Genomic DNA, 24,979 nt, shown 5'->3' with positions numbered 1-24,979 from the left:
TTCCATCGCACATGCCATCGGGGGTTCCCACGTGACAACCGCTGATCCGCCGCGTGCTGCGCACCTTCTCCACGCCGTCCCGCTGCCGCAGGTACACCGGGTCTCCGTGACACGGCTGCGGCCCGCCGACTCCCCGCGGCTGGCCGGAATCGACGCCGAACACGTCCGCCGGCTGACGGAGACGTCCGACGCCCTCCCGCCGATCCTGGTGCACCGCGCCACCATGCGCGTCATCGACGGCATGCACCGCCTGCACGCGGCCGTCCTGCGCGGCCGTCACGACATCGAGGCCCTGTACTTCGACGGCAGCCCGGACGAGGCCTTCCGGCGGGCCGTGCAGGAGAACATCGCGCACGGCCTGCCCCTGTCCCTCTCCGACCGCAAGGCGGCGGCCCGGCGCATCCTGACCGCCGACCCGCAGATCTCCGACCGGGCGGTGGCGGCGTGCGTCGGGCTGTCCGGCAAGACCGTGGCCGCCCTGCGCAGGCTTTCAGGCGCGGAATCCGCGCACCTGAACACCCGGATCGGCGCCGACGGCCGCAGCTACCCGCTGGACGGCACCCGGGGCCGGCTGCTCGCCGTGCAGCTCATCGCCGAGCGGCCGGACGCGCCACTGCGGGAGATCGCCCGGGACGCGGGCGTCTCGGTGGGGACCGCGCACACCATCCGCGGCCGGATCCGGCGCGGCGAGACACCCGTACCGGCCGGCTCGCCCGCGGCGCAGGAGTTACGCGCGTCACTCACGCCGTCCGCACCCGAATCGGCGCCGGCGCTGTCCTGCCGGGCCTTCCCGGAGGTGCTGCGCAGCCTGAGCCGGGACCCGTCGCTGCGCAGCACGGAGGCCGGCCGGCAGCTGCTGCGGTGGCTGCACACCCAGCCTGTCCTGACCGACGACTGGCACCACCGGCTCGACGCACTTCCCGCGCACTGCACGGACAGCGTCGCCGCGCTCGCCAGGAAATGCGCGGAGGTCTGGCAGCAGATCGCCAGGGAGGTCGAGCGACCGAAGGGGCGTTGACACACAGGGGGCCGTGTACCACCACAGGACCGAACACGGAGGGGATATGGAAACCACCATCGAACGCGCCGTCACCCGGGTCATCAGCAGCATGCAGGATAACCTCGGGCAGGAACTCACCATCGACGAGATGGCCAAGACCGCGCTCTTCAGCAAGTTCCACTTCACCCGGATATTCAAGAACGCCACCGGGATCACTCCCGGGCGCTTCCTTTCGGCACTGCGGCTGGAGCGGGCGAAGCACCTGCTGGTGACCACCGAACTCAACATCGCCGACATCAGCAATCTGGTCGGCTACCAGAGTGTCGGCACCTTCAGTTCACGGTTCAAGAATTCCGTGGGAATGGCTCCGTCCGCATATCGCCGGCTGGGCGGCTTCACCGACGAGATCCAGCCCGCCGGGCCTCCCCCCGGCGACCGGACCCGCCCGGTGTCGCTGCGCGGCACCGTGCTGCCCCCGGAGGACGGCCAGGCGGGCCACGTCTTCATCGGCCTGTTCCCCGAGTGCATCCCGCAGGGCCAGCCGGTGCGCTGCGCGGTCCTCGACCGGCCGGGGCCCTACGTCCTGGAGGACGTCCCCGAGGGCACCTGGTACGTCCTCATGCAGTCGGTCCCGTACGGGATGGAGGAGCTGGACGGCATCCGCTCGGACGGCGCTCCCTCCATCGGCACGTACGGGCCGGTGACGGTGGGCTCGAACACGCTGCTCAAGCCGGCGGATGTGCGGCTGCGCGCGATGCGCGCGCTCGATCCGCCCGTACTGCTGGCGCTGCTGGACATGAGAATGCACGCGCTGACGCGAGTGGCCGGCTGACGCCGGGAACTGCCCGAGGGGCGCGGACCGGCGGTCCGCGCCCCTCGGGCGTTGTGCTCACCTCGGCAGCCGCGTTCCCGGCCGCGTCCGCGCTCCTGCCTGCGCGATCACCCTGCGGCGGCCCGCACCCGGACCGGCAGCCCGCCTTTGACCCGCAGCGAAAGCATCGCCTCGGGAACCACCCGGTGCCCCGGCGGTGTGCTGAGCGTCAGCTCACGGGTGACCATGGCGGTCACGAACACGGCTTCCATCAGCCCGAGGTTGTTGCCGATGCAGAACCGCGGCCCGGCACCGAACGGGATGTAGGCGTACCGGGGCCGGTCCGCCGGGCGTCCGGGGTCGAAGCGCTCCGGGTCGAAGCGCTCCGGGTCGTCCCAGAACCGGGGGTGGCGGTGCAGCGTGTAGGGGCAGACGAGGACGTCGGCGCCGGCCGGCACGTGGTATCCGCCGACCTCGTCGGCGTTCACCGCCCGGCGGGTGAGGATCCACACCGGTGGGTAGAGCCGCATGGCCTCGTGGACCACCATCGCGGTGTACCGCAGCCGGGTGAGGTCCTCGTACACCGGGTCGCGGTCGCCCAGCACCCGCTCCGCCTCGGCGCGTACCAGCGCGGCGGCCTCCGGGTTCCGGTCCAGCAGGTGGAAGGTCCAGCTCAGTGAGCTGGCGGTGGTCTCGTGTCCGGTGAGCAGGAGGGTCACCAGGTCGTCGCGCAGCCGCTGCCGGGCGAGGCCGGGGTCGGGTTGCCGCCCGGCGGATTCGATCAGCCGGGCCAGCAGACCCTCGGCGGCGGCGCCGCGGTCGCGGACGAGCCGCTCCACGGCGTCCTGGAGTTCCGTACGGGCCCGCCGGAACCTCCGCTGCTTGGGCAGCGGCGCCCACAGCGGCACCATGCCCTGGGTGACCATCTCGAACATGGCCTGGTCCTGCACCGCCTCGAAGGCGTGGCCGACCGATCCGTACGCGGACAGGTCCGCGTCCAGCAGCGTGCGGCCCAGCACGCCGAGGGTGAGGGTGGTGAACTCCTCGGTGAGGTCGACCACGCCTTCGCCCTGCCGGGCTCGCAGCCGGGCGGTCAGCTTGGCCGCCTCCTCCGCGATCACCCCCGCCTGCGCGGCGAGGTGCTTGACCTGGAAGGACGGCTGGGCGGTGCGGCGCTGCTCGCGCCACAGCGCGCCCTCGCTGGTGAGCAGGCCGTCGCCGAGGGCACGTTTGGCCTCGGTGAGACCGATGCCCTTGTGGTAGTTGGCGCTGTTGTCGGCCAGCACGTGTTTGGCGTGGTCGGGGTGGTTGAAGATGTAGAGCGTCCGCGGCCCCATGGCGACGCGGACGGCGTCTCCGAGGCCGGCGGCCTGGCTCAGCAGCTCCAGCCGGTCGGTGACCAGCTTGCGGAAGAGGGAGGGGAGTTCGGTGCGCCGGGGGCCGGGCGGGGTGCGCCCGGCCCGGCTCCGGGATGCCGGGTTCACGCGACGGCCTCCCTCCGGTGCGGCGCCAGGCGGGCGTAGCGCCCGCCGGCGAACAGCAGGGCGTCCTGGTCCGGGCGGCGTCTCATCCGTACCACCTCGCCGAGGAAGATCGTGTGGTCTCCGCCGTCGTAGCGGCGCCACATGGCGCACTCCAGGTGGGCCAGGGCGTCGTCGATGAGCGGCGCGCCGGTGGCCGGACCGGGCCGCCAGCGCACCGCGTCGAACTGCCGCAGCCCCTGCGGACGGGAGCCGTCCGAGAAGTGCCGGGCCACCTGGTCCTGGCCGGCCGCGAGGATGGAGATGCCGAAGTGGTCCGCGGCTTCCAGGACCTTGTGCATGAGGGCGTCGTCGGCGACGCACACCAGCACCAGGGGCGGGTCCAGCGAGACGGAGGCGAAGGAGTTCGCGGTCATGCCGTGCGGGGCGTCCCCGCCGACCGTGACCACGGTGATGCCGGTGGCGAAGCTGCCGAAGATCTGGCGCAGTTGGCCGGGGTCGGTCACGTCGGTCGGTCCGGCCCCGGACCCGGAGCCGGGCCTCATGCGGTCTGCTCCAGCCGGGGCGCTGCGGCGTGCGCGTACGGTTCAAGGGCCGTGAGCAGCGCCTCGGGAACGAGGGACGGCACCGTCGCGGTGTTCGGCCCGCGCATGCAGGCGACGCGCTGCCGGCCGCGGGCGACGAGGGTCTCGGTGCCGTCCGCCTCCAGTTTGACGTAGTCGAAGGTGAACTCCAGCTGGGTCTGGGCGAGATCGGCCAGCCGCATGCGGATGGACAGTTCGTCGAACGCGGTGATCTCGGCGAAGAACTCGCAGTCGACCTTCAGGGTGAACAGCTTGAGGTCGTCCTGGATCTCGGCGAGCACCGCGGGGGCCCGCAGCTTGAGGAACATCTCCCGGCAGCGGCCCTGCCAGCTGAGGTAGTTGACGTAGTAGACGTTGCCGACGAGGTTGGTCTCCTCGAAACCCACCGTGTGCCGGTATTCGAAGTAGTCCGCCATGGGTTCAGCACCCTTCTGTCAGGAGTGCGAGGACGACCGGCCGGTCCACCCCGCGCACAGTGGTGAGGAGCGTGGCGACCAGCAGGCCCCCGGAGGCGAGGACGGCCCAGCCGTCGCTGCCGCGGGCGGTCAGGGTGAGCGGCGCGGTCGTGGTCAGGCCGGCCTTCTGCAGGCATTCCAGGGCCGTCCAGACGCGGGTCGCCGCCGCGTCCGGACCCTCGTCGGGCCGTTCCCGGACGAGCAGCTCCGCGATCGGCGCGTGGGTGCCGAGCAGCGCCCGCCACTCCGCTTCGGTGCGCGGCGCGACGGCTTCGCAGTCGCAGCCGACCGGCCCGCCCTCGGCGGACACCGCGCACAGCGTCAGGCCGGGGCCGTGCGCCGCGGACAGGCTGCCGCCGTCGGCGAGCTCGGGCCGGCCGTCGGGCCGGTAGCGGATCACGGCCGGGCGGCCGAGGGCGCGAGCCGCCGCGGTGGCCGTCCGGGCCCGCCGGTCATCCGCCGCGGGTGTCCCGGGCCCGGCTTCGGGCGCCGGTTCCGCGCCGATCGACAGCCGGGCCCCGGTCAGGTCCTCCAGCGAGCGTTCCATGTAGGGCCCGAGCAGCGGCACCGGCCACGGCCCGCGCCCGTCGCTCTTGCGGACCGCCCGCAGCCGCAGGCCCTCCCACCGCTCGACCGTGTCGCCCTGGGCGTCGCGGACGGCGATGTCGTAGACGTAGGTGTCGCCGTCCCGGCTGCGCTCGGTGGCGACGTACCGCAGCTCGCCGGTGTCCACCGGCTTGCCGCCGATCGGCTGGATCCGGTCGACCGCCTGTGGCAGCAGGGTCGCGTGCGGCACGCACACCTGGGTGCCGTGCATCAGCGCGTCCCGTGCACCGGGGTCGCCCAGCAGCAGGTCGCCGGGGAGGAACCCGGCGAACCACTGGTCCGTCGCCGAGGTCGCCACGTCCGCGTCGACGTACCGGGCCGCAGCCCGGTGGTAGCGGCGCAGCCGGGTGAAGCGCCCGCTCTGGAACAGCACGCTTCCGTACAGGTCCCCGTGCGGGTCCAGCGGTACGGCCGGCAGGTCGTCCGGGGTCTGGTCGGGCGGCCCCTGGTCCACCGCGGCCTCGCGGAACACGAGCCGGGCCCGGAAGTGCTCGGCCGCGAAGCCGGTCTCCTCGCTGCGGATCACCGCCTCGACGGTGTCGTCGTCCGTGGCGGTGACGGCGATCCGGATGGCGGTGGCGCCGGCCGGCGGGACGACGATGGGGCGCAGGAACTCGGCCGCCTCGATCACCGGCACGGTGGTGCGCCCGGTGCAGGCGGCGGCAGCCTGGGCCATCGCCTCCATGCCGATGACGGCGGGGAAGAGCAGGTTGCCGTCGAGGTCGTGGTCGGCGAGGTAGGGGTCGGTGCCGGCGCTGAGCCGGGCCTCGGCGACCAGTTCCACTCCGTGGTAGTGCACCAGAGGCTTCTCGACGAAGCGCAGCAGCGGCAGCGGCGGGAGGTCGCGGCGGACGGTGCCGATGCCCTCGGTCCGGCCGCTGACCACGACGGTCGTCGGCGCGTCCGGGTCGGCCAGCACCCGGCGCAGCAGGGCCACGCCCTGGTCGGGGGTCAGGGCGGTGACGCCGCTCCGGGTGAGGGTTTCCACGACGGACAGCCGCTCGCCCATGCCGACGCCCGACCAGACCGACCACTCCAGGCAGAGGGTCCGGCAGGCGGGGTGGCTGCGTGCGAACTCCTCGGTGAGATCGGCCAGCCATTCGTTGGCGACGGCGTAGTGGGCCTCGCCTGGCAGTCCGGACCGGCCGATGATGCTGCCGAAGGTGACGAGCAGGCGAAGCCGGTCCTGGTCGACAGCGCCCAGCACGGCCTGCAATCCGTCGACCTTGGGGGCGAAGGTGCGCCGGACCAAGGCGGTGTCGACGGCCGGGAGGCCGGTCGGCTCGTTGCGTCCGGCGCCGTGCAGCAGGGCGGTGACGGGCCCGAGGGCGGCAGTGAGGGTGTCGACCGCGGCCCGCACCCGGCCGGGGTCGGCGACGTCGGCGCGGGCGTAGTGCACCCGGGTGCCGCTGTCGGCCATCCGGCGCAGGTTCGCCGCGAGTTCGGGGTCGGTGGCCGGGTCGGACCGGCCGAGCAGGGCCAGGGCGGCTCCGCTGTCCCGGGCGAGGGCGAGGGCGCACTCGGCGGTGATGCCCTTGCCGCCGCCGGTCACCAGCAGCACGTCGGCGGGGCCGAGCGGCTGGTCGGTGCGGGCGGGGCGGACGGGCAGGGCACGCAGTGTCGGGACCCGGCGGGTGCCGGCCGCGTCGTAGACGACCTCCGCGAAGTGGGCGGTGGCGGCGACCTCGGCCGTGACCAGGGCGACCGGGTCGGGGATGTCCGGGGAGGGGTCCGGCGGCAGCCGGACGATCGTGGTGCGCAGGCCCGGGGCCTCCAGGCGCAGTGTCTTGGCCAGGCCGGCCGCGCCGCGGCCGTGCTGGACCAGGACGAACCGGCCGGCGGGCGGGCCCTCCAGCGCCGTGTGCGCGCCGTTCAGGGCCCTTTCCACGTCGGCTTCGCCGGCGTCCGGCGGCAGGCAGACCAGCACTCCCCCGCTGCCTCCCGTGGCCCGCAGGGCGGCGCACAGGTCCGCGGCGAAGGGATGGCCGTCCGGCGCGAACAGCGTCCACGGGCCGGGCTCGGTGGTGCCCGCGGCGGGTGCGGCGGCCGGCCGCGGCACCTCGTCCAGGTCGACGGCGAAGGCGCGGGCCCAGGCGGCGGCACCGGCGGCTGCGGCGACGGGTGCGCTCGCGCCTTCCCGGCCGGTCCGGGCCAGCACGGAGAGGGAGTCGGCCAGTTCTCCCAGGGTGGCGGTGGCGAAGTTCAGCGGGGCGGCGGCGGGGGGCAGGCCGAGCTGCCGGGACCCCTCGTTGACGATCTGGCCGACGGTGATGGAGCTCAGGTGCAGGTCGTCGAGCAGGCGGGTGCCGGCGTGCACCATGTCCAGGGGCAGTTCGGCGCGTTCGGCGACGAGCCGGCGCAGCAGGTCGAGGCCGCCCTCGCCGGTCCCGGCTGCGGCTTCGGCACCGGCGTCGGCTTCGGGCGTCGCGGCGGGCGTCGCGGCGGCCCTGGACCGGGGCACGACCACGTCCGGGACCTGTTCGGCGGGGCTGGCGAAGAACCGGAACTCGGCGCCGATCTCCAGCGGGCGCACCAGCCGGTCCTGGAACAGCCGGGTGAGGTGCAGCGGCCCGCCGACGACATAGGCTGCCGCGGCCACCCGCAGCAGCGAGTGCAGGGACTCGTCGTCGGTGTCGAGGGACACCGCCGGTACGTCGCTCAGGTCGGCGGCGAGCCCGCTGAGCACCCGGCCCGGTCCGACCTCGATGAACAGGTCGAGCCGCTCGGCGGCGCGTCCGACGGCCTGCGCGAAGCGCACCGGTTCGGTGATCTGGCGGCGCAGCAGGGCGGCGATGTCGGTGTCCGTGGCGAGCGTGTCCCCGGTGACGGTGGAGACGACCCGCCGCCCGACGGGCGCGAAGCCGAGTTCGGCCATGCAGTCGCCGACCGTCTGGGCCGCGGAGGCCACCAGCGGGGAGTGGAAGGCGTGCGAGACGGCGAGCCGGGTGGCCGGCACGCCCGCAGCCTCCGCCCGGTCGAGCAGCGCGGCGACGGCGTCGACCGGGCCGGCCAGCACGGTCTGCCGGGGGCTGTTGTAGCCGGCGATGACCACGGGCAGGCCGGTGGCCAGTCGTTCGGCGGTGGCGGCGGGTGCCGCGAGGGAGCCCATTCCGCCCGATTCGCCGTGTTCGGCCATGGCCAGCCCGCGCAGCCGGGCGACGGTCAGCACCAGCTCCTGGTCCAGCGCGCCCGCCCAGGCCAGGGCCGATATCTCGCCGAGGCTGTGGCCGACGGCGACGGTCGCCTCCAGGCCGATGGCGGCGAGCGCGCGCAGGCCCGCCATGGATCCGGCGACGATACGGGGCTGTGCGACCTCGGTGGCCACCGTGTCCAGGCCGGCCGGGCCGGGCAGGGCTGCGGCTTCGTAGACGGCTTCCGCCTCGGCCAGTCGGCGTCGCAGCGCCCCGCCGGTGGTGCCGCGGCCCGAGCCCTGGCCGGGGAAGAGGTAGCCGATCCGGGCCGGGCCGCGCGCCTCGCCGAGGAAGCCCCTGCCGTCCTGGGCGATGTGCCGGGTGGTGCCCGCCTCCAGGGTGTCGGCGAGCTGCCGCAGCTGCCGCGCGGCGTCCTCCGGTGAGGTGACGACGGCAGCCGCCCGGTACGGCGCGGCCTGCAGCCCGTCGTGCAGGGTGGAGGCCAGGTCGGAGAGCTGCGCGTAGGACAGCCCGGCCGCGAAGTCGGCCAGCTCGGTCAGCCTGCGGCGCAGCTCCTGCGGCGACTCGGCGTCGGCCAGCAGCAGTTCGGCGTCCTGGACGGAGCGGGCGAGCTCCGCCTCGCGCCCGCCGGCGGACGCGGCGGCGGCCCGGCGCCGGGGGCCGGCTGCGGCCGCCCGGTCGAGGACGACATGGGTGTTGATGCCGCCGAAGCCCATGGCGGTGATGCCGGCCCGGACCGGGAGGTCCTCGGGCCAGGGCTCGGCGCGGCGCAGTGCGCGCAGCACGTCCGGGTTCTCCAGCAGCAGCGGGTGCGGGTCGACCAGACCGAGGGCGGGCGGCAGGGTCTCGGCATCCACGGCCATGGCGGCCTTGATCAGTCCGGCGATGCCCGCGGCGGCCTTGGTGTGCCCGATCATGGCCTTCACGGAGCTGATCGCGGCGGGCGGGACGGCGGCGCCGCCGCGTCCTGCCGCGGCGCGCGCGGCCTCGTCGCGGGCCTGGATGAGCGCGCCGAGTTCGGTGGCGTCGCCGACCCGGGTACCCGTCCCGTGGCCTTCGAACAGGCCGACGGATTCGATGCCGAATCCGGCGCGGCCGTAGGCTCGGCGCAGCGCCAGCCGGTAGCCGTGGATCTCGGGCCGGGTGATCCCGCCGTGGCCGTCGGAGGAGATGCCCCAGCCGGCGATGCTCGCGTAGACCCGGTGCCCGGCCGCGAGCGCGTCCGCCTCGCGCATCAGCACGATCATGCCGCAGCCCTCGCCGGGCCAGAATCCGTTGGCGCCCCGGTCGTAGACCCGCATCTCGTGCCGGGCGAGGGCGCCGGTCTTGGCGAAGCCGACCATCTCGAACGGGTCGATGGACAGGTCGACGCCGCCGGTGACGGCGACGTCGATGTCGCCGTCGAGGAGCGCGCGGGCGGCCTGGGTGACGGAGAGCAGGGAGGAGGAGCAGGCGCCGTCGACGGTGTATCCGCCGCCGCCGAGGTCGAAGTGGTTGCAGATCCGGCCCGCGATGGTGTTCGAGAGGCCGCCGGCCAGGGTGTCCTCGTCGACAGGCGGGAAGGGGCTCTTGTAGGTGGCCTCGACCTCGTCGAGGAAGCCGGCCAGCCGGTCGTCGTCCCAGCCCTGGGGGTCCCGGGTCTTGAGGGCGGCGGTGAGCACGCGGCGTACGTACGGCCAGCGCAGCCGCATGGTGTTGGCACGGGTGAACTCGCCGGTCAGGGTGTTGCCGACGACGACGCCGGTACGCTCCCGGGGCAGGCCCTCGCCCTGCGGGAAGCCGGCGTCGGCGAGCGCCCGGCCGGCGACGTCCAGGGCGAGCCAGTGGCTGAGGTCGGTCGAGCGGTAGGTGCTGCCGGCGATCTTGTGCCCGAGCCGGTCGAACTCGTAGCCCTCGATCACGGCGGCGGAGCGGGCGTAGAACCGGTCCGGGGCCGCGGGGTCGGCGTCCCAGTAGTCCTCCAGGCGCATCCGGACGTCCGGGAGGCGGCGGAAGGCACGCCGGCCTGCCACGGCGTTCTCCCACAGGTCGCGGGGGGTTTCCGCGTCGGGGTAGCGGCAGGCCATGCCGACGATGGCGAGTCTGGTCATCGGACTGCCACCGCCGGCTGGGTGTCGGCGGCGTCCGCGCCCGCCGCGGCGGGCTCCCCGGCCTCGTCGCCCGCCGCGGCTGCGGCAGGCGCGGCGGACCCGGCGGACCCGGCGGACCCGGCGGGCGGGGCCGCTGTCTCGGCCGCGCGGGCGGCGGCGGCCTGCCTCCCGGCCAGGTGGACTGCCCAGTGGTAGAGGCCGCGGACCAGGCAGACGAGCGCGGTGGCGAAGAAGATGCCGTACGCGATGTGCAGCGCGGTCAGGATGCCGTACACGGCGGCCACACCGCCGCCGAAGGCGACCTGTGCCCACGGCTTCGAGGGAGTGGTGCCCGGGTCGGTGATCATGTAGTTGGTGAAGAGCACGAACGCCACGCCGGTCATCATGGCGAGGCCGCCGGGGATGGACGTGCCGAGGACGAGTCCGCGGATGACCGCCTGCAGGGCGAAGCCGATGACCCAGGCGGCGATCAGCCACATCCGGCCGGTGAGCTTGGAGTTCAGCAGTGTGCCGGCGGTGATGATGATGGCCGGGATGAGCCAGTCGATGGGCGTCTCGACGTACTCGGTGAAGTGGTACGGGGGCGCGATGCTGGCCCAGGGGAAGAGCAGCAGGATGACGGCGATGCCGAAGTTCGACGGGTTCATGTAGTGCCGGAGCCGGCCCCGGACGGGCGCGCGCAGCACCCACTTGGTGCCGACGGCCACGACGACGCCGAAGACCATCACCCAGACGCGGTCGTTGACGTAGGTGAGCATGTTGAGCGCGAGGCCGGTGATGTGCGCCGGGTAGAGGAACTCCAGCAGGCCCCGGAAGCCGCCGCCCAGGAAGCGGGGGCTGCGGCGCTCGGCCTTGGCCGCGATGACCTCCAGCACGATCTCGGTCGTGTAGGCGGTGGCGAGCGCGATCAGCGGCCAGGTCCACGGCTGTTCGAAGCCGAGCACGGTGTAGCCGAGGAGGTTGAAGACACTGATGGAGATGGCGAAGCGGCGCAGGGCGGTGACGACCTTGGGGTCGTGGCGTGGTGCTGCTGTGGCGGGCAACTGCCCTGACTTCTCGGACATGTGCGTCACTTCTCCTTCGCCTCGGTTCCGAGCTGGACGGTGTGCCGGCCGCCGGCCAGCCGCAGCGACCCCTTCTGCGGGTCGCCGGCCCGGTCGCGCCAGCTCAGCCGGACGTCGAGCGGCTGCGCGCCGTGCTCGCCGAGGCCGATGTGCACCTCGTGGCTGCGCTTGCCGGAGTGCCCGCCGCCGCCGTCGACCCGGGAGATCCGCCGGGTGCCGTCGGGCAGGACCACCTCGACCTGGGCGTCGACGACCGGGGCGCCGTCAGGGTGGACGAGCTTGAGGGCGAGACTGCTGTGTCCACTGGGGCTCTGGTTGCTGTAGAAGACGGGCTGGTCCCACTGGCGGGCGACCGCGAGGTCGAGCCGGCCGTCGCCGTCGGCGTCGCCGGTGGCGATGCCGCGGGTGGGGACGGGCGCGCCGATTCCGAGCTGCTCCCCGAGGTTGGTGTAGCGGCCGTCGCCGCCCTTGGCGAAGAAGCGGAGCCGCTGGTCGCCGCCGATGTCGTCGCCCTCGTTGACGTTGGGCCAGAAGAACGGGTTGGAGGTCAGCGCGTCGTTGGCGGTGGCCAGCTCCTGGAGCTGGGGCCAGCGGTTGGTCTTGCCCTTGACGAATCCGGTGGCCTGGACGATCTCCAGGTCGCCGTCGTTGTCGAAGTCGCCGCTCTTGACGTCCCAGCCCCAGCCGGACCAGGCGGTCCCCAGCGGGGCGCTGCGGTCGGCGTAGGGGGCGACTCCCTTCCTGAACTCGTCGCGCAGGGCCTCGCGGTCCTTCACCTCGTTGGTGAAGTGGAAGTTGGACTCCTGGATGCCGAACGACGTGGTGATGTTGCTGACGAACATGTCGTACAGCCCGTCACCGTCGAGGTCGCTGAAGTCGACGCCCATGCCCTTGAAGGAGCTGCGGCCCAGCTGCTTGGACCGGGGGGTGAGGGCGTCCCGCCGGCCGTCGACCACCGCGAACTCGATCCGGCCGGGACGGGACTTGTTGTAGAGCAGCTTGGAGGTGCCGAAGTCGTGTGCCATGTACACCTCGGGCAGCAGGTCGCCGTCGAGGTCGGCGGCGGATGCGGCCAGGGTCCAGCCGTTGCGGACGCTCTTCGGGAGCGCGTCGCGGGCCTCCTCGAAGCCCTTTCCGGTGCCGCGGAAGATGAAGTCCTCGCCGCCGTTGGTCGCGTGCGACAGGGAGTGGTTCATCTCCACTCCGCCGTCCTTGGTCGGGTCGAGGACCGGGCTGTCGGGGAAGTAGTTGCCGATCAGGACGTCGTCGTGGCCGTCGCCGTCGAAGTCGCCGACGGTGGCGGCGTTGGTGTGCCACTGCGGGCCGGTGTAGGTCTCCTTGCCCACTCCGGAGACCAGCTCCACCGGGTCGAAGGAGGTCGCGGTGAGCGCCGGGGCGCCCGCGCCGGGTGCGCCGGCCCCGGACGCGTCCGCCCTTGCCTGGAAGATGATCGGGGTCCGGCCCCAGTAGTAGACGAGCAGGTCGGTCCGGCCGTCCTCGTTGAAGTCACCGGGGACGCAGCCCATCGGGGCCATGGTGTCGGTCATGGGCCGGGGCGCGGGGTCGAGGGCGAACGCCCGGTAGCGGGTGTCGTTCCGGCCCGGGGTCGGGGTGACGACCACCTGGTCGATCCGCGGGTCGGTGATGCACAGGTCGTTGGGCAGTCCGTCGCCGTCGACGTCGTTCATGGCGATGCCCGCGCCGACGGAGGAAATCCACGCGTCGATGCCCTTGTACGCCTTGTTCACTTGGCGGATGGACTGGTGGCGATATCCCGCGGGCATGGCGACGGACATGGGGGTGAACGCGTAGTCCTCGGCCATGCGGGAGGATTCCGCCGCCGATGTGGTCGGCAATTGAACCGCGTAGAAGACACTCACCATGGCGGTGAGCGCGACAATTCCGGGGAGTTGGCTGCGCAGCCGGGAGCTCACTGCCATGTCGGTCTACTTCTCCTCTCGGGAGACGAATGCGGCGGCGATGTCCTGTCGCCATTTCTCGTAGCCGGAGCCGTCCGGCGCGGCCGGGCCGGCGGGCCGGGTGGCGCGGCAGAGCGCCGCGGCCTCGGCGGGGCTGATGCCGCACAGCGCGCCCACCGCGACCTCGGTCGCCGCGACCGTCAGGCCGGCCTTCTCGCGGGCCTCGGCGGCGAACGCGGCGCCCTGCTGCAGCTGCCGCAGGTACGGTCCGGCGCGCCGGGCCAACTGGGCCAGCTCACCCTCCTCGGCACCGCAGGCGTAAGCGGCGGCCAGTCCGGTGCCGCTGAAGAGGTCGGCGCGGCGGCCCTCCGGGAACTTCTCGATCAGAGTGGCCGCGAGATCCGGCTCGGTGCCCGCCACGAACCACAGGGCCCGGCCGATGCCCTGGTCGACCGCGCGCCGGGCATACGACGGGGAGCCCCAGGACCAGGCGAACCGCGGATCCTCGTACTGGCCGTGGACGTACTTCCCGGTCTTGAAGTACGCCTGGTGGAAGCCGTATCCGTCCAGCACGAGCCAGCGGATCAGCGGGTCGGTGCGGCTCAGGTCGGGCCACAGCGGGCGCGGCAGCCGGGCCATGGCCCAGCCGATGCCGACGTAGGCCATGTAGACGTGGTCGCGGCCGCGGCCGGCCAGCAGGCCCGCCAGCCGGTTTCCCCGGCTGCCGGGGAGTGCGTCCAGCACGGTGGCGCCCATCGCAGCGCCCTCGTAGGCGAATCCGCGGAAGCGGGTGGGGAGCCGTTCGAGGCGGTCCTCCAGTTCGGCGGTGGTGCGCACTTCCACGGCGTGGCCGTAGCCCTCCAGGAAGTGCCGGCCCACCGTCTCCAGCAGCTCCTGCGCGGCCGGGCTCTTCTTGTGGAAACCTCGGACATCGAGGCTTGTCGCAGAAATACCGGGTGTCAGAATACGGCGCCGCAGCGCACGCAGATTTGCCGACATGGAGCTCTACCACCCCTCGGATAAGGCGCACCACTCATGCCTGCGTAACGTGCTTGCGAATCTACACATCGCGGCCGAAGCGGCGTCTACTTCATTTGTGCTCAACCGGCCATTTCCGCCAGGCGTTCGCGTACGTTCCGACGCCACTGCGCGTACGCCGGCCGGCCCGGCCCGGCCGCCCGGTCGGCGGTGCAGTCGTCGGCGAGGGCCACGGCCTTGCCGATGTCGAGCCCGGCCAGGGCGGTCAGCGCGGTGTGGGTGTGCTCGGGCACGGTGCCGGACCGGGCGCGGGCCTTGGCGGCGAAGACGGCGCCCTGGGCCAGCTCGCCGGCGTGCTCGCCCGCCGCCCGCCGCAGCGCCTCCAGGCCTGCCGGGGGGCAGCACCCGGCGAAGGTCGCGGCGAGCCCGGCCCCGCTCCACAGGTCGGCGTGCCGCTCGCTCGCGAAGCGGCCGACGGCGGCGGCCACGGCGGGCGCGTTCGCGCCGTGGATGAACCACAGGGCCCGGCCGATGCCCTGGTCCACGGCGCGCCCGAAGTACTCCGGGTCGCCTTCCCACGGGTAGGGCGGCAGCCGCTTCTGTCGGTCGACGACGGCCGCGGTGTCGAAGTAGGCCCGGTCGAAGCCGTAGCCGTCGACGACCAGCCAGCTCATCTGCGGGTAGTCGACGCCTGCCAGGTCGGGCACGGCCTTCCGCCACAGCGGGCGGGGCAGCCGGGCGAGAGCGAACCCCACGCCGATGTAGGCGAGGAAGATGTGCGGGCGGGCGGGGCCCAGCAGCAGCCCGCGCGTGCGCCCGCCGCGGCCGGGTCCCATCGCGTCCCGGACGGTGAGGGCCATGGCGGCCCCCTCGTAGGCGAAGCCCCGCAGGTCCGGATCCATCAGCCGGATCCGGAGTTCGGTGTCCGTGTCCGTGCGGCCGGGGCCCGGTGTCCCGGGGTCGTCGACGGCCCATTCGAAACCGCACACGACCGCCTGGGGGATCGCCTCCAGCCGGTGCGTGGCCTCGCTGCGCTCGATCGGAAACCCCCGGGCGGCGAAGCCCACGTCGATGGCGGTCGGAGCCATCAGGAGCCTGCGGAGCGATCCGAGAAGGGTCGGCATGGTCGGTGCCTCCAGTTGCTCGCCGCGGTCGGGTAGGGGCCCATCGTGGAACCCGTCCTGCCGAATGGGCATCTCCCCGCGTGCGCTTCGGCGGCGTCCGGCGGTTCACGGCCGGGCCCGGCGCAGCGGGCATCTGCCGCCCCCCGCGGGTCGTTGATCCGCAGGGTGCGACCGGCCCGGGAGGGATCCCCCTCCGGCAGGCCCTAGTTGGCCGGCCCGCCCGCGGCCGCTCTGCGGGCCAGCCGGCCCAGGGCGATGCGCAGGGCGTCCGCGAGGAGCTCGCCGGGCGGGATGTCGGCCGGCAGCCGGCCGTACTCGGCGGTCCGCCGCGCGGCCGGGTCGGCCTCGGCCGCCTCGATGGCTCCGACGATGTCCCGTACCTCGTGCAGGGAGTGGCCGCCGACCTCGACCAGGGCCCGGATCAGGGCGAGTCGGCGGACCTGGCCCGCGTCCTCGGCTGCCTCGTCGTCCGGTCCGGGCAGCAGCCCCTCGCAGATGTAGTGGTCGATGGTCGACACGGGAACGCCGGATACGGCGCTGAGTGCTGCAACGCGCACGTGACGCACCTCATTTCCGCAGCGGCCCCGGAGCGGCAGTGGGGCAGCGGGGGAACAGCGACGATGTCCAAGGTAGCTGGCCGGAATCCGGCGGCTCCTCTTCCATGTTGCCCGGTCCGGCGAGCCGCCGCGTCAGCGCACCCAGCCCGCGGTGACCTCCTCGTTCGCGACCGGCCGGGCGCAGTCCGCGCAGGTCAGGACGGCGTGCACGGGGCCGCCGCAGCCGATGTGCTCGGTGCGCCGCGGCGGGCCCTCCGGTCCGGCCGCATGGCGCTCGCCCCACTGCATGAGCGCCGCCACGACCGGCGTCAGGTCGCGGCCCTTCGCTGTGAGCTCGTAGCTGTGGCGGACCGGCCGCTGCTGGTAGGCGACCCGCTCCAGGATTCCGCAGGCGACCAGGTGGTTGAGGCGGTCGGTGAGGACGTTGCGGGAGATCCCGAGCTCCTCGATGAACGCGTCGAACGTGTTGATGCCGAGGAGGACGTCGCGGACGATCAGCAGCGTCCAGCGCTCGCCGACGGCTTCGAGTGCCTGAGCGAGCGAGCAGTCCTGCCCTTCGTACGTGCGCCTGAGCATTCGGCCATGCTAACTCGGCTGCCCGTGGCGGCAATCGGGCAATCGCAGAGAAGACGGAGCGGCGCACCGGCTGCTGAGATGACGACCCTGACACCCATCGTGGAGGTGGACGTTGACGACCGACGTGGCGTTGACAGCGGGGCTGCGCAGTACCGTGGCCACCCTCAACAGCCGACTGCACCGAACCGGACTCCGCATCTTCTTGGTGATCGTCCTCGCGCACTGGGCCGAGCATCTGACGCAGGCAGCCCAGATCTACGTCCTGGGCTGGCCGCTGCCCGAGGCCCGCGGGCTGCTCGGGGTGCCGTTCCCGTGGCTGGTCACCTCGGAGTGGATGCACTACGGCTACGCCCTGGTCATGCTCGTCGGATTCCTGCTGCTGCGGCCCGGGTTCGACGGCCGTGCCCGCACCTGGTGGAACGTGACGCTCGCCGTCCAGGTGTGGCACCACCTGGAGCATCTGCTGCTGCTGCTCCAGGCGCTCACCGGGGAGAACCTCGCCGGCAAGGCCGTGCCGACGAGCATCATCCAGCTCCTGGTGCCCCGGGTGGAACTCCACCTGTTCTACAACGCGCTCGTCACGCTGCCCATGATCGTGGCCATGGTGCTGCACAACCGCAGCGGCGGTCCGCGCTGCTCCTGCGCCGAGTGATGGAGGCGTCGACCGAACAGGCACCACCCCGCCCTGCGTCCGCCGCCGTGCCCGCGCCCCGCGCGCGGGCACGGCGGCCTTCGCGTGTCACCTCCGCCGCGCTGCTCGCGGTGGCCTGCCTGTGCCTGTACGTCGGGCTGAACAATCTGGGGCCGGCTCTGCGCGCGGCCACGGCCAGCGGGGTGGCGGGCACGTTCACGGCGGAACGGCTGGACTGCGTGCGGCATCCCGGGCACGAGACCTGCACCTGGTCCGGCCGGTTCCGGGCCGTGGACGGGCCGGCCGAGCGGCCCGGAGTCGCCCTGTACGGCAGCGGGCGCGGCGCGCTGCGGGCCGGGCAGAGCGTCCCCGCGCTGGATGTCGGCAACGCGGGGCGGGTGTACCGGCCTCAGGGATCCCGCGAGTGGATCTTCACGCTGGCGCTGGTGGTCGCCGGTTACGGGCTGCTGGTGCAGCTCGCCCGGCGTCATCTGGTGCCGCCGCGGACCGTCTGACGTACCCCGGCCGGCTCCCGCCTGTGCGGCGGGAGCCGGCCGGGGTGCTTCCGGGGCGGGCTACCCGGCGGCCGCGTCGGCGTCCGGGGCGGTCTCCGTCCCGGTGTCGCCGTGCGCCTCGTTCAGGGCCCCGTGGAGGTGCTCGGCCAGCGCCGCCACGGTGGGCTTCGCCCACAGGATCGTCGGCGGCAGGTCGAGCCCGTACCGGCGGCGCAGCCGGACCCGCAGGGCGACGGTCATCACCGAGTCCACGCCGAGTTCGACCAGCGGGCGCTTGAGCTCCACGTCCGCGGCGTCGAAGTTCAGCTCGGCGGCCACCTGTTCCCGTACGTCCGCGGTGACCTGCGCCAGCTGCTCCGCGTCGTCGCGGCCCTCGGTGTCGAGGGTGAACAGCTGGCCGCCGGCCGCTTCCGCGTGCTGGTCGGAGGCAGCCAGCTCCCGGAACATCGGCAGCCGCGGTGCGTGCGGCGGCGTCGGCAGCACCCGCAGTACGGCCTGGTAGTCGGACCGGAAGCGGTCGCCGAAGGCCCAGGCGGCCAGCGCCTCGGAGACCGATACGGCCTCCAGGCCGCGCGAGTTGGCCTCCAGCATGGTGGTCGCGATGTCGGAGGACAGGCCGAGACCGCGCCAGGCGGTCCAGCCGAGGCTGACCGTCTCGGTGTGCCCGCCGGAGTTGCGGTGTGCGGCCAGCGCGTCGAGGAAGGAGTTCGCCGCCGCGTAGCCGGCCTGCCCGGACAGCCGCGCGAACTGCCCGCACGACGAGAAGAGCACGAAGAAGTCGAGGCTGCCGGGCGGGAAGAGCCGGTGCAGCACCAGCGTGCCGCTGACCTTCGGGGCGAGCACCTCGCGCAGTCCGTCCGGCTCGACCTTGTCGACGAGCGCGTTGCTGACGACGCCGGCGGCGTGCACGATCCCGCGTATGGGCGGCAGCCCGAGCGCGCCGGGGGCCAGGGCTGCGGCGACCTGTTCGGCGTCGGTGATGTCGAGGGCGAGCAGCCCGACGGTGACACCGAGGGCCTCCAGCGCGAGCACGCTGTCGATCTGGCGCCGGACCTCGGGGTCGGCCACGGCCGGCCACTCGCCGCGCGGCGGCAGCCCGCGCCGGCCGACCAGCAGCAGCCGGCGGGCGCCCCGGCCGACCAGCCAGCGGGCCACCTCCAGGCCGAGCGCTCCCAGGCCGCCGGTGATCAGTACGGTGCCGGCCGGCGAGCACTGCAGCGGTGTGCCGTCCGCGGTGCGCTCGATCCGGCTCAGTCGCGCGGCCTCGGCGCCTGCCCCGGTGAGGGAGATGACGTCCTCCTGGCCGGCGGCGGTACGCAGCAGCGCGAGCAGCCGTTCCCCGGTGTCCGGTGCCAGGGCGTCGATGTCGACGGCTCCGCCCCAGAGCTCGGGGTGGTCGCCGGCGATGATGCGGGAGGCGCCCCAGAGCGGGCCGTGGGCGACGCTCCGCTCGTCGGCCGCGGCGCGGACTCCGCTGGTCACACACCACACCCGGTGGGGTGCCAGCGGTGAGGTGGCGTGCGCGCGTACTTCTACGACCCGCTGCACGGCGCGGATCAGCGACCAGGTGATCCGCTCGGTGGCGGTGTCCAGCGGTTCGTCGTGCGGCGGGAGGCCGGGGACCACGAGGACCGCGGCGGGATGGGCGAACAGCTCGGGCCGCAGGTCGATCTCGGGGCCGGTGCCGAGTATCTCGGCGGGCGTGCCGGCCGCCTCGAACTGCTGGGCCAGCCGGGCGGTCTGACAGGGGTCGCCGACCAGCAGCACACGCTCGACGGCGGTGTGCCCGCCGTCCGGTCCGGCGGCCGCCCGGGACGCGGAACCGGTGGGCAGCGGGCGCCACACGACCTCGTGGACCAGGTCGCGGGGCAGGACGGCAGTCCCGAGGTGTTCCACGGCGGCGAACCGCAGCCCGGTGACCTCGCAGACGACATCGCCGTGTCCGTCGGCGACGCGGACGTCGACGGTGTCGTGCGGGGAGCGGGGCGAGCGGGTGGCGTGGACGAGGATCCGGGCGGGCGGTTCGCCGCGCCAGGTGACCTTGTCGATGGACCGGGACATCCACAGCACGGTGGCGTCGCCGGGCGACACGACCATGGCGCTGATGGTGAGGGCGCCGTCGATCACGTGTGCCCAGCTGCTCGCCCGGGCCGCGCCGGGTTCGATCACCAGGTCGGCGAGCTGTTCCTCGTCGTCGTGGCGCAGTTCGGCCAGGTCCCACGGGAAGGCGTAGCCCTCGACTCCCATCCGGGCGAACATCTCGTCGGCCTTGGTGAGGGAGCCGTGCGGCAGCCGGGCCCGCAGGGCGCCGAGGTCGAGACGGCCGGCCGGCGGCTCCAGCCCCGGCGCGTGGTTCGCCGTGGAGTGCGTGATCCACTCCTCGCCGTCGCCGGCACCGGCGCCGTCGTCCGCGCCGGTGTCGTCGGCGAGCCGGGTGGCCAGCGACAGCTGCCTGCCTTCTCGTACGACCTGCACCACGCGGGGCGGTTCGACGGCCAGCGGGGTGCGGAGCACGATGTCGGTGAGCGCGCCGGGCCCCTCCGCCCCGGCGGCGGCCGCGAAGGTGTTGATGATGGAGGCGGCGGGGGTGACCTCGACGCCGACAAGGCCGTGGCTCTGGGGGTAGGGGCGGGTGTCCAGGTCGAGGCGGGTCTGCCAGACCTGCCGGGCGGGCGAACCGCTGACGGTCATCCGGCCGCCGAGCAGGCTGTGGCTGTCCGGGTCGTGGCCGCTGCCCAGGCCGGCGCCGGCCGCGGTGCCGGGGAAGATCCAGTACGGCCGGTGCTGCCACACGGCGGCGGGCAGCGGGAGCAGTCCGCCGGTGCCGTGGTCGGAACGGAAGTCGACGGCCGCGCCGGCGCAGTGCAGTGCGGCGAGGTTGCCCAGCAGGGTGGCGGTCTCGTCGGTGTCCCGGCGGAGGGTGGCGGCCACCGTCGCGTCCTCGATGCCGAGGTGCAGCAGGGTCTCGCGGATGGAGTGGGCGACGACCGGGTGGGAGGAGACCTCCAGGAAGTGCCGGTGGCCGTCGGCCGCGGCGGCCTGCACCGCCTCGGTGAAGCGGACCGGTCGGCAGAGGTTCGCCACCCAGTAGCCGCCGTCCCGGGGAGCCGTCGAGCGCGGGTCGGCCAGGGCGGTGGTGTAGAGCGGGATCGCCGGGGACCGCCGGCCGAGCAGGGATGCGGCGGCCTCGACCTCGGCGGCGACCTCGTCCACATGGGTGCTGTGGAAGGCGATGTCGGAGTCCACCGGCCGGATCCAGATGCCGGATTCGGCCCAGGCCCGGCTGATCCGCTCGATCGCGTCGCGGTCACCGGAGACGACGGTGGCCTGCGGGTCGGCGGAGATCGCGGCGGTGAGGCCGGGCAGCCCGGCGAGGCGCTGCTCGGCCTCGGCGAAGGGCAGGCCGGCCATGGCCATGGCGCCCCGGCCCTCCAGCCGCTGGAGGGCGGCGGCACGGCGGCAGGCGAAGCGGGCGGCCTCGGTCCGGTCGAGGGCGCCGGCGGTGACGGCGGCGGCGATCTCGCCGACGGAGTGGCCGATGACCGCACCGGGCGCCAGGCCGCGGCTGCGCCAGACGTCGGCGAGGCCGATCTGGACGGCGAAGGTGAGGGCCTGGACATGGGCGGCGGTCCAGGGGCCGCCCTCGGTGAGGGCCTCGCGCGGGGTCCAGCCGAGCTCGGCGCGGAACACCTCGGCGAGACCGTCGACGGCGGCGGCGAAGACGGGCTCCTCGGCGAGCAGCCCGCGTCCCATGCCGGACCACTGGGCGCCGTGCCCGGAGAACACCCAGACGACGCCGCCCGCGCTGCCGGGTGTGGTGCGGCCGGTGGCGATGCCGGTGCCGGTGCGGCCCTCGGCGAGGTCGCGGAGCCGCTCGGTGAGCTGTCCGGCGGAGTCCGCGACCACGGCGGCCCGGTGGGCCAGGTGGGAGCGGCGCACGGCCAGGGTGTGGCCCACGGAGGCGAGGTCCGTGCCCGGGTGTGCGGCCAGCCAGTCGGCCACCGCGCCGGCCAGCGCGCGGGTGCCGGCTTCGGTGGCGGAGGACAGCGGGTGGACGGTCGCGCGCGGGGCGGGGCGGGCTGCGGCCGCCGGTGCCGCGTCCCCGGCGGCGGGGGCGGGCGGCTCCTCCACGATGACGTGGGCGATGGTGCCGCCGACTCCGTAGCTGGACACGCCGGCCCGGCGGATACGGTCGCCGGCCGCGGGCCACGGCTTGAGCTCGTCGACCAGGCGCAGCCCGCAGGTGTCCCAGTCGACGGCGGGGTGGGGTTCCCGGTGCAGGCTGGGCGGCAGTTGTCCGTGGCGCAGCGCCAGAACGGTCTTGATGACCCCGGTGATGCCCGAACCGCCTTCGACGTGGCCGACGTTGGGCTTGACCGAGCCGATCAGGCACGGGTCCTCCGGGGACCGGTCGGCGCCGAACACGGCGGCGAGGGCGGCGATTTCCTCGCCGTCCCCGGTGGGGGTGCCGGTGCCGTGGGCCTCCACGTAGTCCACTCCGGCCGGGGCGATGCCGGCCCGCCGGTAGATCTGCCGCAGCATGTGTTCCTGGGCGTCGCGGTTGGGCGCCATCATGCCGTCGGAGCGGCCGTCCTGGTAGACGCCGCTGCCGCGGACGACGGCCTGTACGGGGTCGTTGTCGCGCAGTGCCTCGGACAGCTTCTTGAGGACGATCACTCCGGCGCCCTCGCCGCGTCCGTAGCCGTCGGCGTCCTTGTCGAACGCCTTGCTCCGGCCGTCGGGGGACATGGCCCCGGCGCCGTCCAGGGCGACGTTGAGGGCGGGAGTGGCCATGATGTTCAGGCCGCCGACCACGGCCAGCGGGGTCTCGCCCGACAGCAGTGCCCGGCAGGCCAGGTTGAGCGCGGTGAGCGACCCCGCGCAGGCGGTGTCGACGGCCATGCTCGGGCCGCGCAGGTCCAGGAAGTACGACACCCGGTTGGCTATCCCGTAGAAGGTGGTGCCGTTGACGGCGTAGGCGCCGGTCCGGGGGATGTCCTCCAGGAGCCGGCGCCCGTAGTCGTTGGAGTTCGCGGCGACGTACACGCCGGCGTCGCTGCCGCGCAGCGCGAGCGGCGGCAGGCCTGCGTCGGCGAGCGCCTCCCAGGTCAGTTCGAGCATGAACCGCTGCTGGGGGTCGAGGAAGTCGGCCTCGCGGGGCGAGATCCCGAAGAACTCGGCCTCGAATCCCTCGATGTCGTCGAGGAAAGCGCCCTTGAGAATGGTCTGCCGCATGATGGCGGTCGCCTGCGGGCTGCCCGACGCGTATGGCTTCCAGCGCTTCTCCGGCATGTCGCCGACCGTGCTCTTGCCGTTGGCGAGAAACTCCCAGAATTTCTCGGGCGAGGTGAGATCCGGGGCGAACCTGCAACTCATTCCAATGATGGCAATCGCTTCGTCCGATGCTGCCTGTTTCGTCAAGTCCTCGCTCCTGTTCAGATCTCCGAACCAGAATCGGGAAGAGCTCGTGCGAGGGCGCGCCCGCCCCACTGAGGCAAAGGCTGTGCCCGCCGGGGACGCCCTGACAACTTCTGGCGTGCGGCGTGCTCGGGGCTCCGCGAGGGGGACGGAATACCGCAATTGACGAGTCGACCGGGCCGCCGGATATCCCTAGGCTGCGCGGCACGCACGCCGTCCGTCGCGTTCTGTCCGTCGAGTTCAGGAGCCACGCCATGTCCGAGACTGCGGTGAAGCCCTCCCGTTCCGGGGCCGTTCCGTGGCCCGCCGAGGCCGCCGCCCGCTATGCCGCCGAGGGCTACTGGGAGGGGCTTTCGCTGGGCGCGCACCTGGCGGCGACCGCCCGCCGGACACCCGACGCCATCGCCCTGGTCGACGGGCCGTTACGGATCTCCTTCCGCGAGCTGATGGCGCGGGCCGACGGAGCCGCGGGCCGGATGCGCGGTGTGGGCATCGGCGCCGACGACCGGGTGGTCATCCAGCTGCCCAACTGCTGGGAGCACGTGGTGATGACGGTGGCGTGCCTGCGGCTGGGCGCGCTTCCGGTGTGGGCGCTGCCGCAGCACCGCCACCACGAGATGTCCGGAGTGGTCGCCCACGCCCAGGCCAGGGCACTCGTGGTGCCCCGGGTGTTCAAGGGCTTCGACCACGAGGCGATGGCGCACGGGATCGTCGCGGCGGTCCCGGCGGCACGGCACGTCATCGTGGCGGGCGGCCCGACCGGCGGCGGGGCGGAGCGGCCGGGCAGGCCGGGCAGCCTGTCGCTCAGCGAGCTCTGCGCCCCGGCGGACGATCCGGTGCGAGCCGCCGAGGAATGCGACAAGGCGGCCCCGGGAGGCGACGACATCGCCATGTTCCTGCTGTCCGGCGGCACCACGGGAGTGCCCAAACTGGCCGCGCGGACCCACAACGACTTCGCGTACATGGTCAAACGGGCCGGTGAGATCTGTGCGTTCGGCCCGGACACCGTCTACCTCGCCGTGCTCCCGCTGGGCCACGGCTTCGTGTACGGCGGACCGGGCGTGCTCGGCGCGCTCCTGGCGGGGGGCCGGGTGGTGATCGGCTCCTCGCCGGCCCCCGAGGTCGCGTTCGATCTGATCGAGCGGGAGCGGGTCACCGCCACGTCGGTGGTCCCGCCGGTGATCAGCCGCTGGCTGGACCACCGCGCGGAGCATCCGGACGCCGGCCTCGACTCGCTGCGGCTGGTCCAGGTCGGCGCGGCCCGCCTGGCGCCGGAGCTGGCGGCACGGATCCGCCCCGAGCTGGGCTGCGCCCTCCAGCAGGTGTTCGGGATGGCCGAGGGACTGCTCTGCCTGACCCGGCTGGACGACCCGGACGACGTGGTCCACCACACGCAGGGGCGGCCGATCTCCCCCGCCGACGAGATCCGGGTGGTGGGGCCCGCCGGGGAGCCGGTCCCGGCCGGCGAGCCCGGAGTGCTGCTGGCCCGCGGCCCCTACACGCCGCGCGGCTACTACGACTCGCCGGCCGTGAACGCGCGGGCGTTCACCGCGGACGGCTGGTACCGCACGGGCGACGTGGTGCGCCGGACACCGGACGGCAACCTGGTGGTGACCGGCCGGGAGAAGGACGTCATCAACCGGGGCGGGGAGAAGATCCACGCGGAGGAGGTCGAGGAGTTCGCCCTCCGGGTGGCCGGGGTCGCCGAGGCCGCGGCCGTGGCCCTGCCCGACCCCGAACTGGGCGAGCTCGTCTGCCTGTTCGTCGTGCCGGACCCGGCCGCCGCCGGCCGGCCGGTGAGCCTCGGCGACGTGCGGGCCGTGATGCGGGCCGCTGACGTGGCGTCCTTCAAGGTGCCCGAACGGCTGCACACGCTGCCGTCCCTGCCGCGCACCCCGCTCGGCAAGATCGACAAGAAGCGGCTGCGGGCCGACGCGGTCCGGTTGTCGGCCGGGGCTGCCGGGGCGGCCGCGGCGAACCCGGCCGGCCGCTGAGCGAACGCACCGGAAGAGACACCT

16 protein-coding genes are annotated in these 24,979 nt (G+C 73.8%); 5 read left to right on the top strand and 11 right to left on the bottom strand.

Annotated elements, in window-relative coordinates; all coding sequences use genetic code 11:
* The first annotated feature begins 106 nt into the window (after positions 1 to 106).
* Positions 107 to 1,018 (top strand): ParB/RepB/Spo0J family partition protein, encoded by a 912-nt coding sequence (locus C0216_RS12095; protein WP_246042503.1) that lies wholly within the window; start codon positions 107 to 109, stop codon positions 1,016 to 1,018.
* Positions 1,019 to 1,064: 46 nt separating this feature from the next.
* A complete protein-coding gene (locus C0216_RS12090) occupies positions 1,065 to 1,832 on the top strand; it encodes an AraC family transcriptional regulator (RefSeq protein WP_114055275.1) in 768 nt (255 codons plus the stop codon).
* Positions 1,833 to 1,939: 107 nt separating this feature from the next.
* On the opposite strand, the gene C0216_RS12085 is transcribed toward C0216_RS12090, so the two are convergent.
* From C0216_RS12085 to C0216_RS12040, 10 genes are all read right to left on the bottom strand, one after another.
* Positions 1,940 to 3,295: a cytochrome P450 gene (locus C0216_RS12085; protein WP_114055274.1), complete on the bottom strand. Its 1,356-nt coding sequence runs from the start codon at positions 3,293 to 3,295 to the stop codon at positions 1,940 to 1,942.
* On the bottom strand, positions 3,292 to 3,837 hold the full coding sequence (locus C0216_RS12080; RefSeq protein WP_114055273.1) for a flavin reductase family protein: 546 nt from the start codon (positions 3,835 to 3,837) through the stop codon (positions 3,292 to 3,294). Before C0216_RS12080 ends, C0216_RS12085 begins: the two co-directional genes overlap by 4 nt.
* Positions 3,834 to 4,292, bottom strand: a complete 459-nt coding sequence (locus C0216_RS12075) for an acyl-CoA thioesterase (protein WP_114055272.1) — start codon at positions 4,290 to 4,292, stop codon at positions 3,834 to 3,836. The genes C0216_RS12080 and C0216_RS12075 overlap by 4 nt, the downstream gene beginning before the upstream one ends.
* A gap of 4 nt (positions 4,293 to 4,296) precedes the next feature.
* The gene (locus tag C0216_RS12070; protein ID WP_114055271.1) at positions 4,297 to 10,179 is read right to left on the bottom strand and encodes a type I polyketide synthase; all 5,883 of its coding nucleotides are present in this window, start codon (positions 10,177 to 10,179) and stop codon (positions 4,297 to 4,299) included.
* Complete coding sequence (locus C0216_RS12065; RefSeq protein ID WP_114055270.1) at positions 10,176 to 11,243, bottom strand: enediyne biosynthesis protein; 1,068 nt, start codon at positions 11,241 to 11,243, stop codon at positions 10,176 to 10,178. The genes C0216_RS12070 and C0216_RS12065 overlap by 4 nt, the downstream gene beginning before the upstream one ends.
* 5 nt (positions 11,244 to 11,248) lie before the next feature.
* The gene (locus C0216_RS12060) at positions 11,249 to 13,183 is read right to left on the bottom strand and encodes a CRTAC1 family protein (protein ID WP_246042502.1); all 1,935 of its coding nucleotides are present in this window, start codon (positions 13,181 to 13,183) and stop codon (positions 11,249 to 11,251) included.
* 6 nt (positions 13,184 to 13,189) lie between these two features.
* Positions 13,190 to 14,161 (bottom strand): DUF1702 family protein, encoded by a 972-nt coding sequence (locus C0216_RS12055; protein WP_114055269.1) that lies wholly within the window; start codon positions 14,159 to 14,161, stop codon positions 13,190 to 13,192.
* A gap of 101 nt (positions 14,162 to 14,262) precedes the next feature.
* Positions 14,263 to 15,264: a DUF1702 family protein gene (locus C0216_RS12050; protein ID WP_114055268.1), complete on the bottom strand. Its 1,002-nt coding sequence runs from the start codon at positions 15,262 to 15,264 to the stop codon at positions 14,263 to 14,265.
* A 203-nt stretch (positions 15,265 to 15,467) separates the two neighbouring features.
* Positions 15,468 to 15,821, bottom strand: a complete 354-nt coding sequence (locus C0216_RS12045) for a MerR family transcriptional regulator (protein ID WP_114055267.1) — start codon at positions 15,819 to 15,821, stop codon at positions 15,468 to 15,470.
* A 132-nt stretch (positions 15,822 to 15,953) separates the two neighbouring features.
* Positions 15,954 to 16,397, bottom strand: coding sequence for a winged helix-turn-helix transcriptional regulator (locus tag C0216_RS12040; protein ID WP_114055266.1), 444 nt, complete (start codon positions 16,395 to 16,397; stop codon positions 15,954 to 15,956).
* A gap of 112 nt (positions 16,398 to 16,509) precedes the next feature.
* Between C0216_RS12040 and C0216_RS12035 the strand changes: the two genes are divergently transcribed.
* Together C0216_RS12035 and C0216_RS12030 are read left to right on the top strand one after the other, a co-directional pair.
* Positions 16,510 to 17,049, top strand: coding sequence for a hypothetical protein (locus C0216_RS12035; protein ID WP_114055265.1), 540 nt, complete (start codon positions 16,510 to 16,512; stop codon positions 17,047 to 17,049).
* A 47-nt stretch (positions 17,050 to 17,096) separates the two neighbouring features.
* Positions 17,097 to 17,543, top strand: coding sequence for a hypothetical protein (locus C0216_RS12030; protein ID WP_246042501.1), 447 nt, complete (start codon positions 17,097 to 17,099; stop codon positions 17,541 to 17,543).
* A gap of 60 nt (positions 17,544 to 17,603) precedes the next feature.
* Here C0216_RS12030 and C0216_RS12025 read toward each other — a convergent pair whose 3' ends face one another.
* Positions 17,604 to 23,033, bottom strand: coding sequence for a type I polyketide synthase (locus C0216_RS12025; RefSeq protein WP_281277922.1), 5,430 nt, complete (start codon positions 23,031 to 23,033; stop codon positions 17,604 to 17,606).
* A 182-nt stretch (positions 23,034 to 23,215) separates the two neighbouring features.
* Here C0216_RS12025 and C0216_RS12020 point away from each other — a divergent pair, with 182 nt between their 5' ends.
* Entirely contained in the window at positions 23,216 to 24,955 is a 1,740-nt protein-coding gene (locus tag C0216_RS12020; RefSeq protein ID WP_114055263.1) for a (2,3-dihydroxybenzoyl)adenylate synthase, read from the top strand.
* Positions 24,956 to 24,979 lie beyond the last annotated feature (24 nt).

Source organism: Streptomyces globosus (assembly GCF_003325375.1).
Lineage (GTDB): Bacteria > Actinomycetota > Actinomycetes > Streptomycetales > Streptomycetaceae > Streptomyces > Streptomyces globosus_A.
Note: the sequence above shows the minus strand (reverse complement) of the source record. Positions and strands in the feature narration are given on the sequence as shown.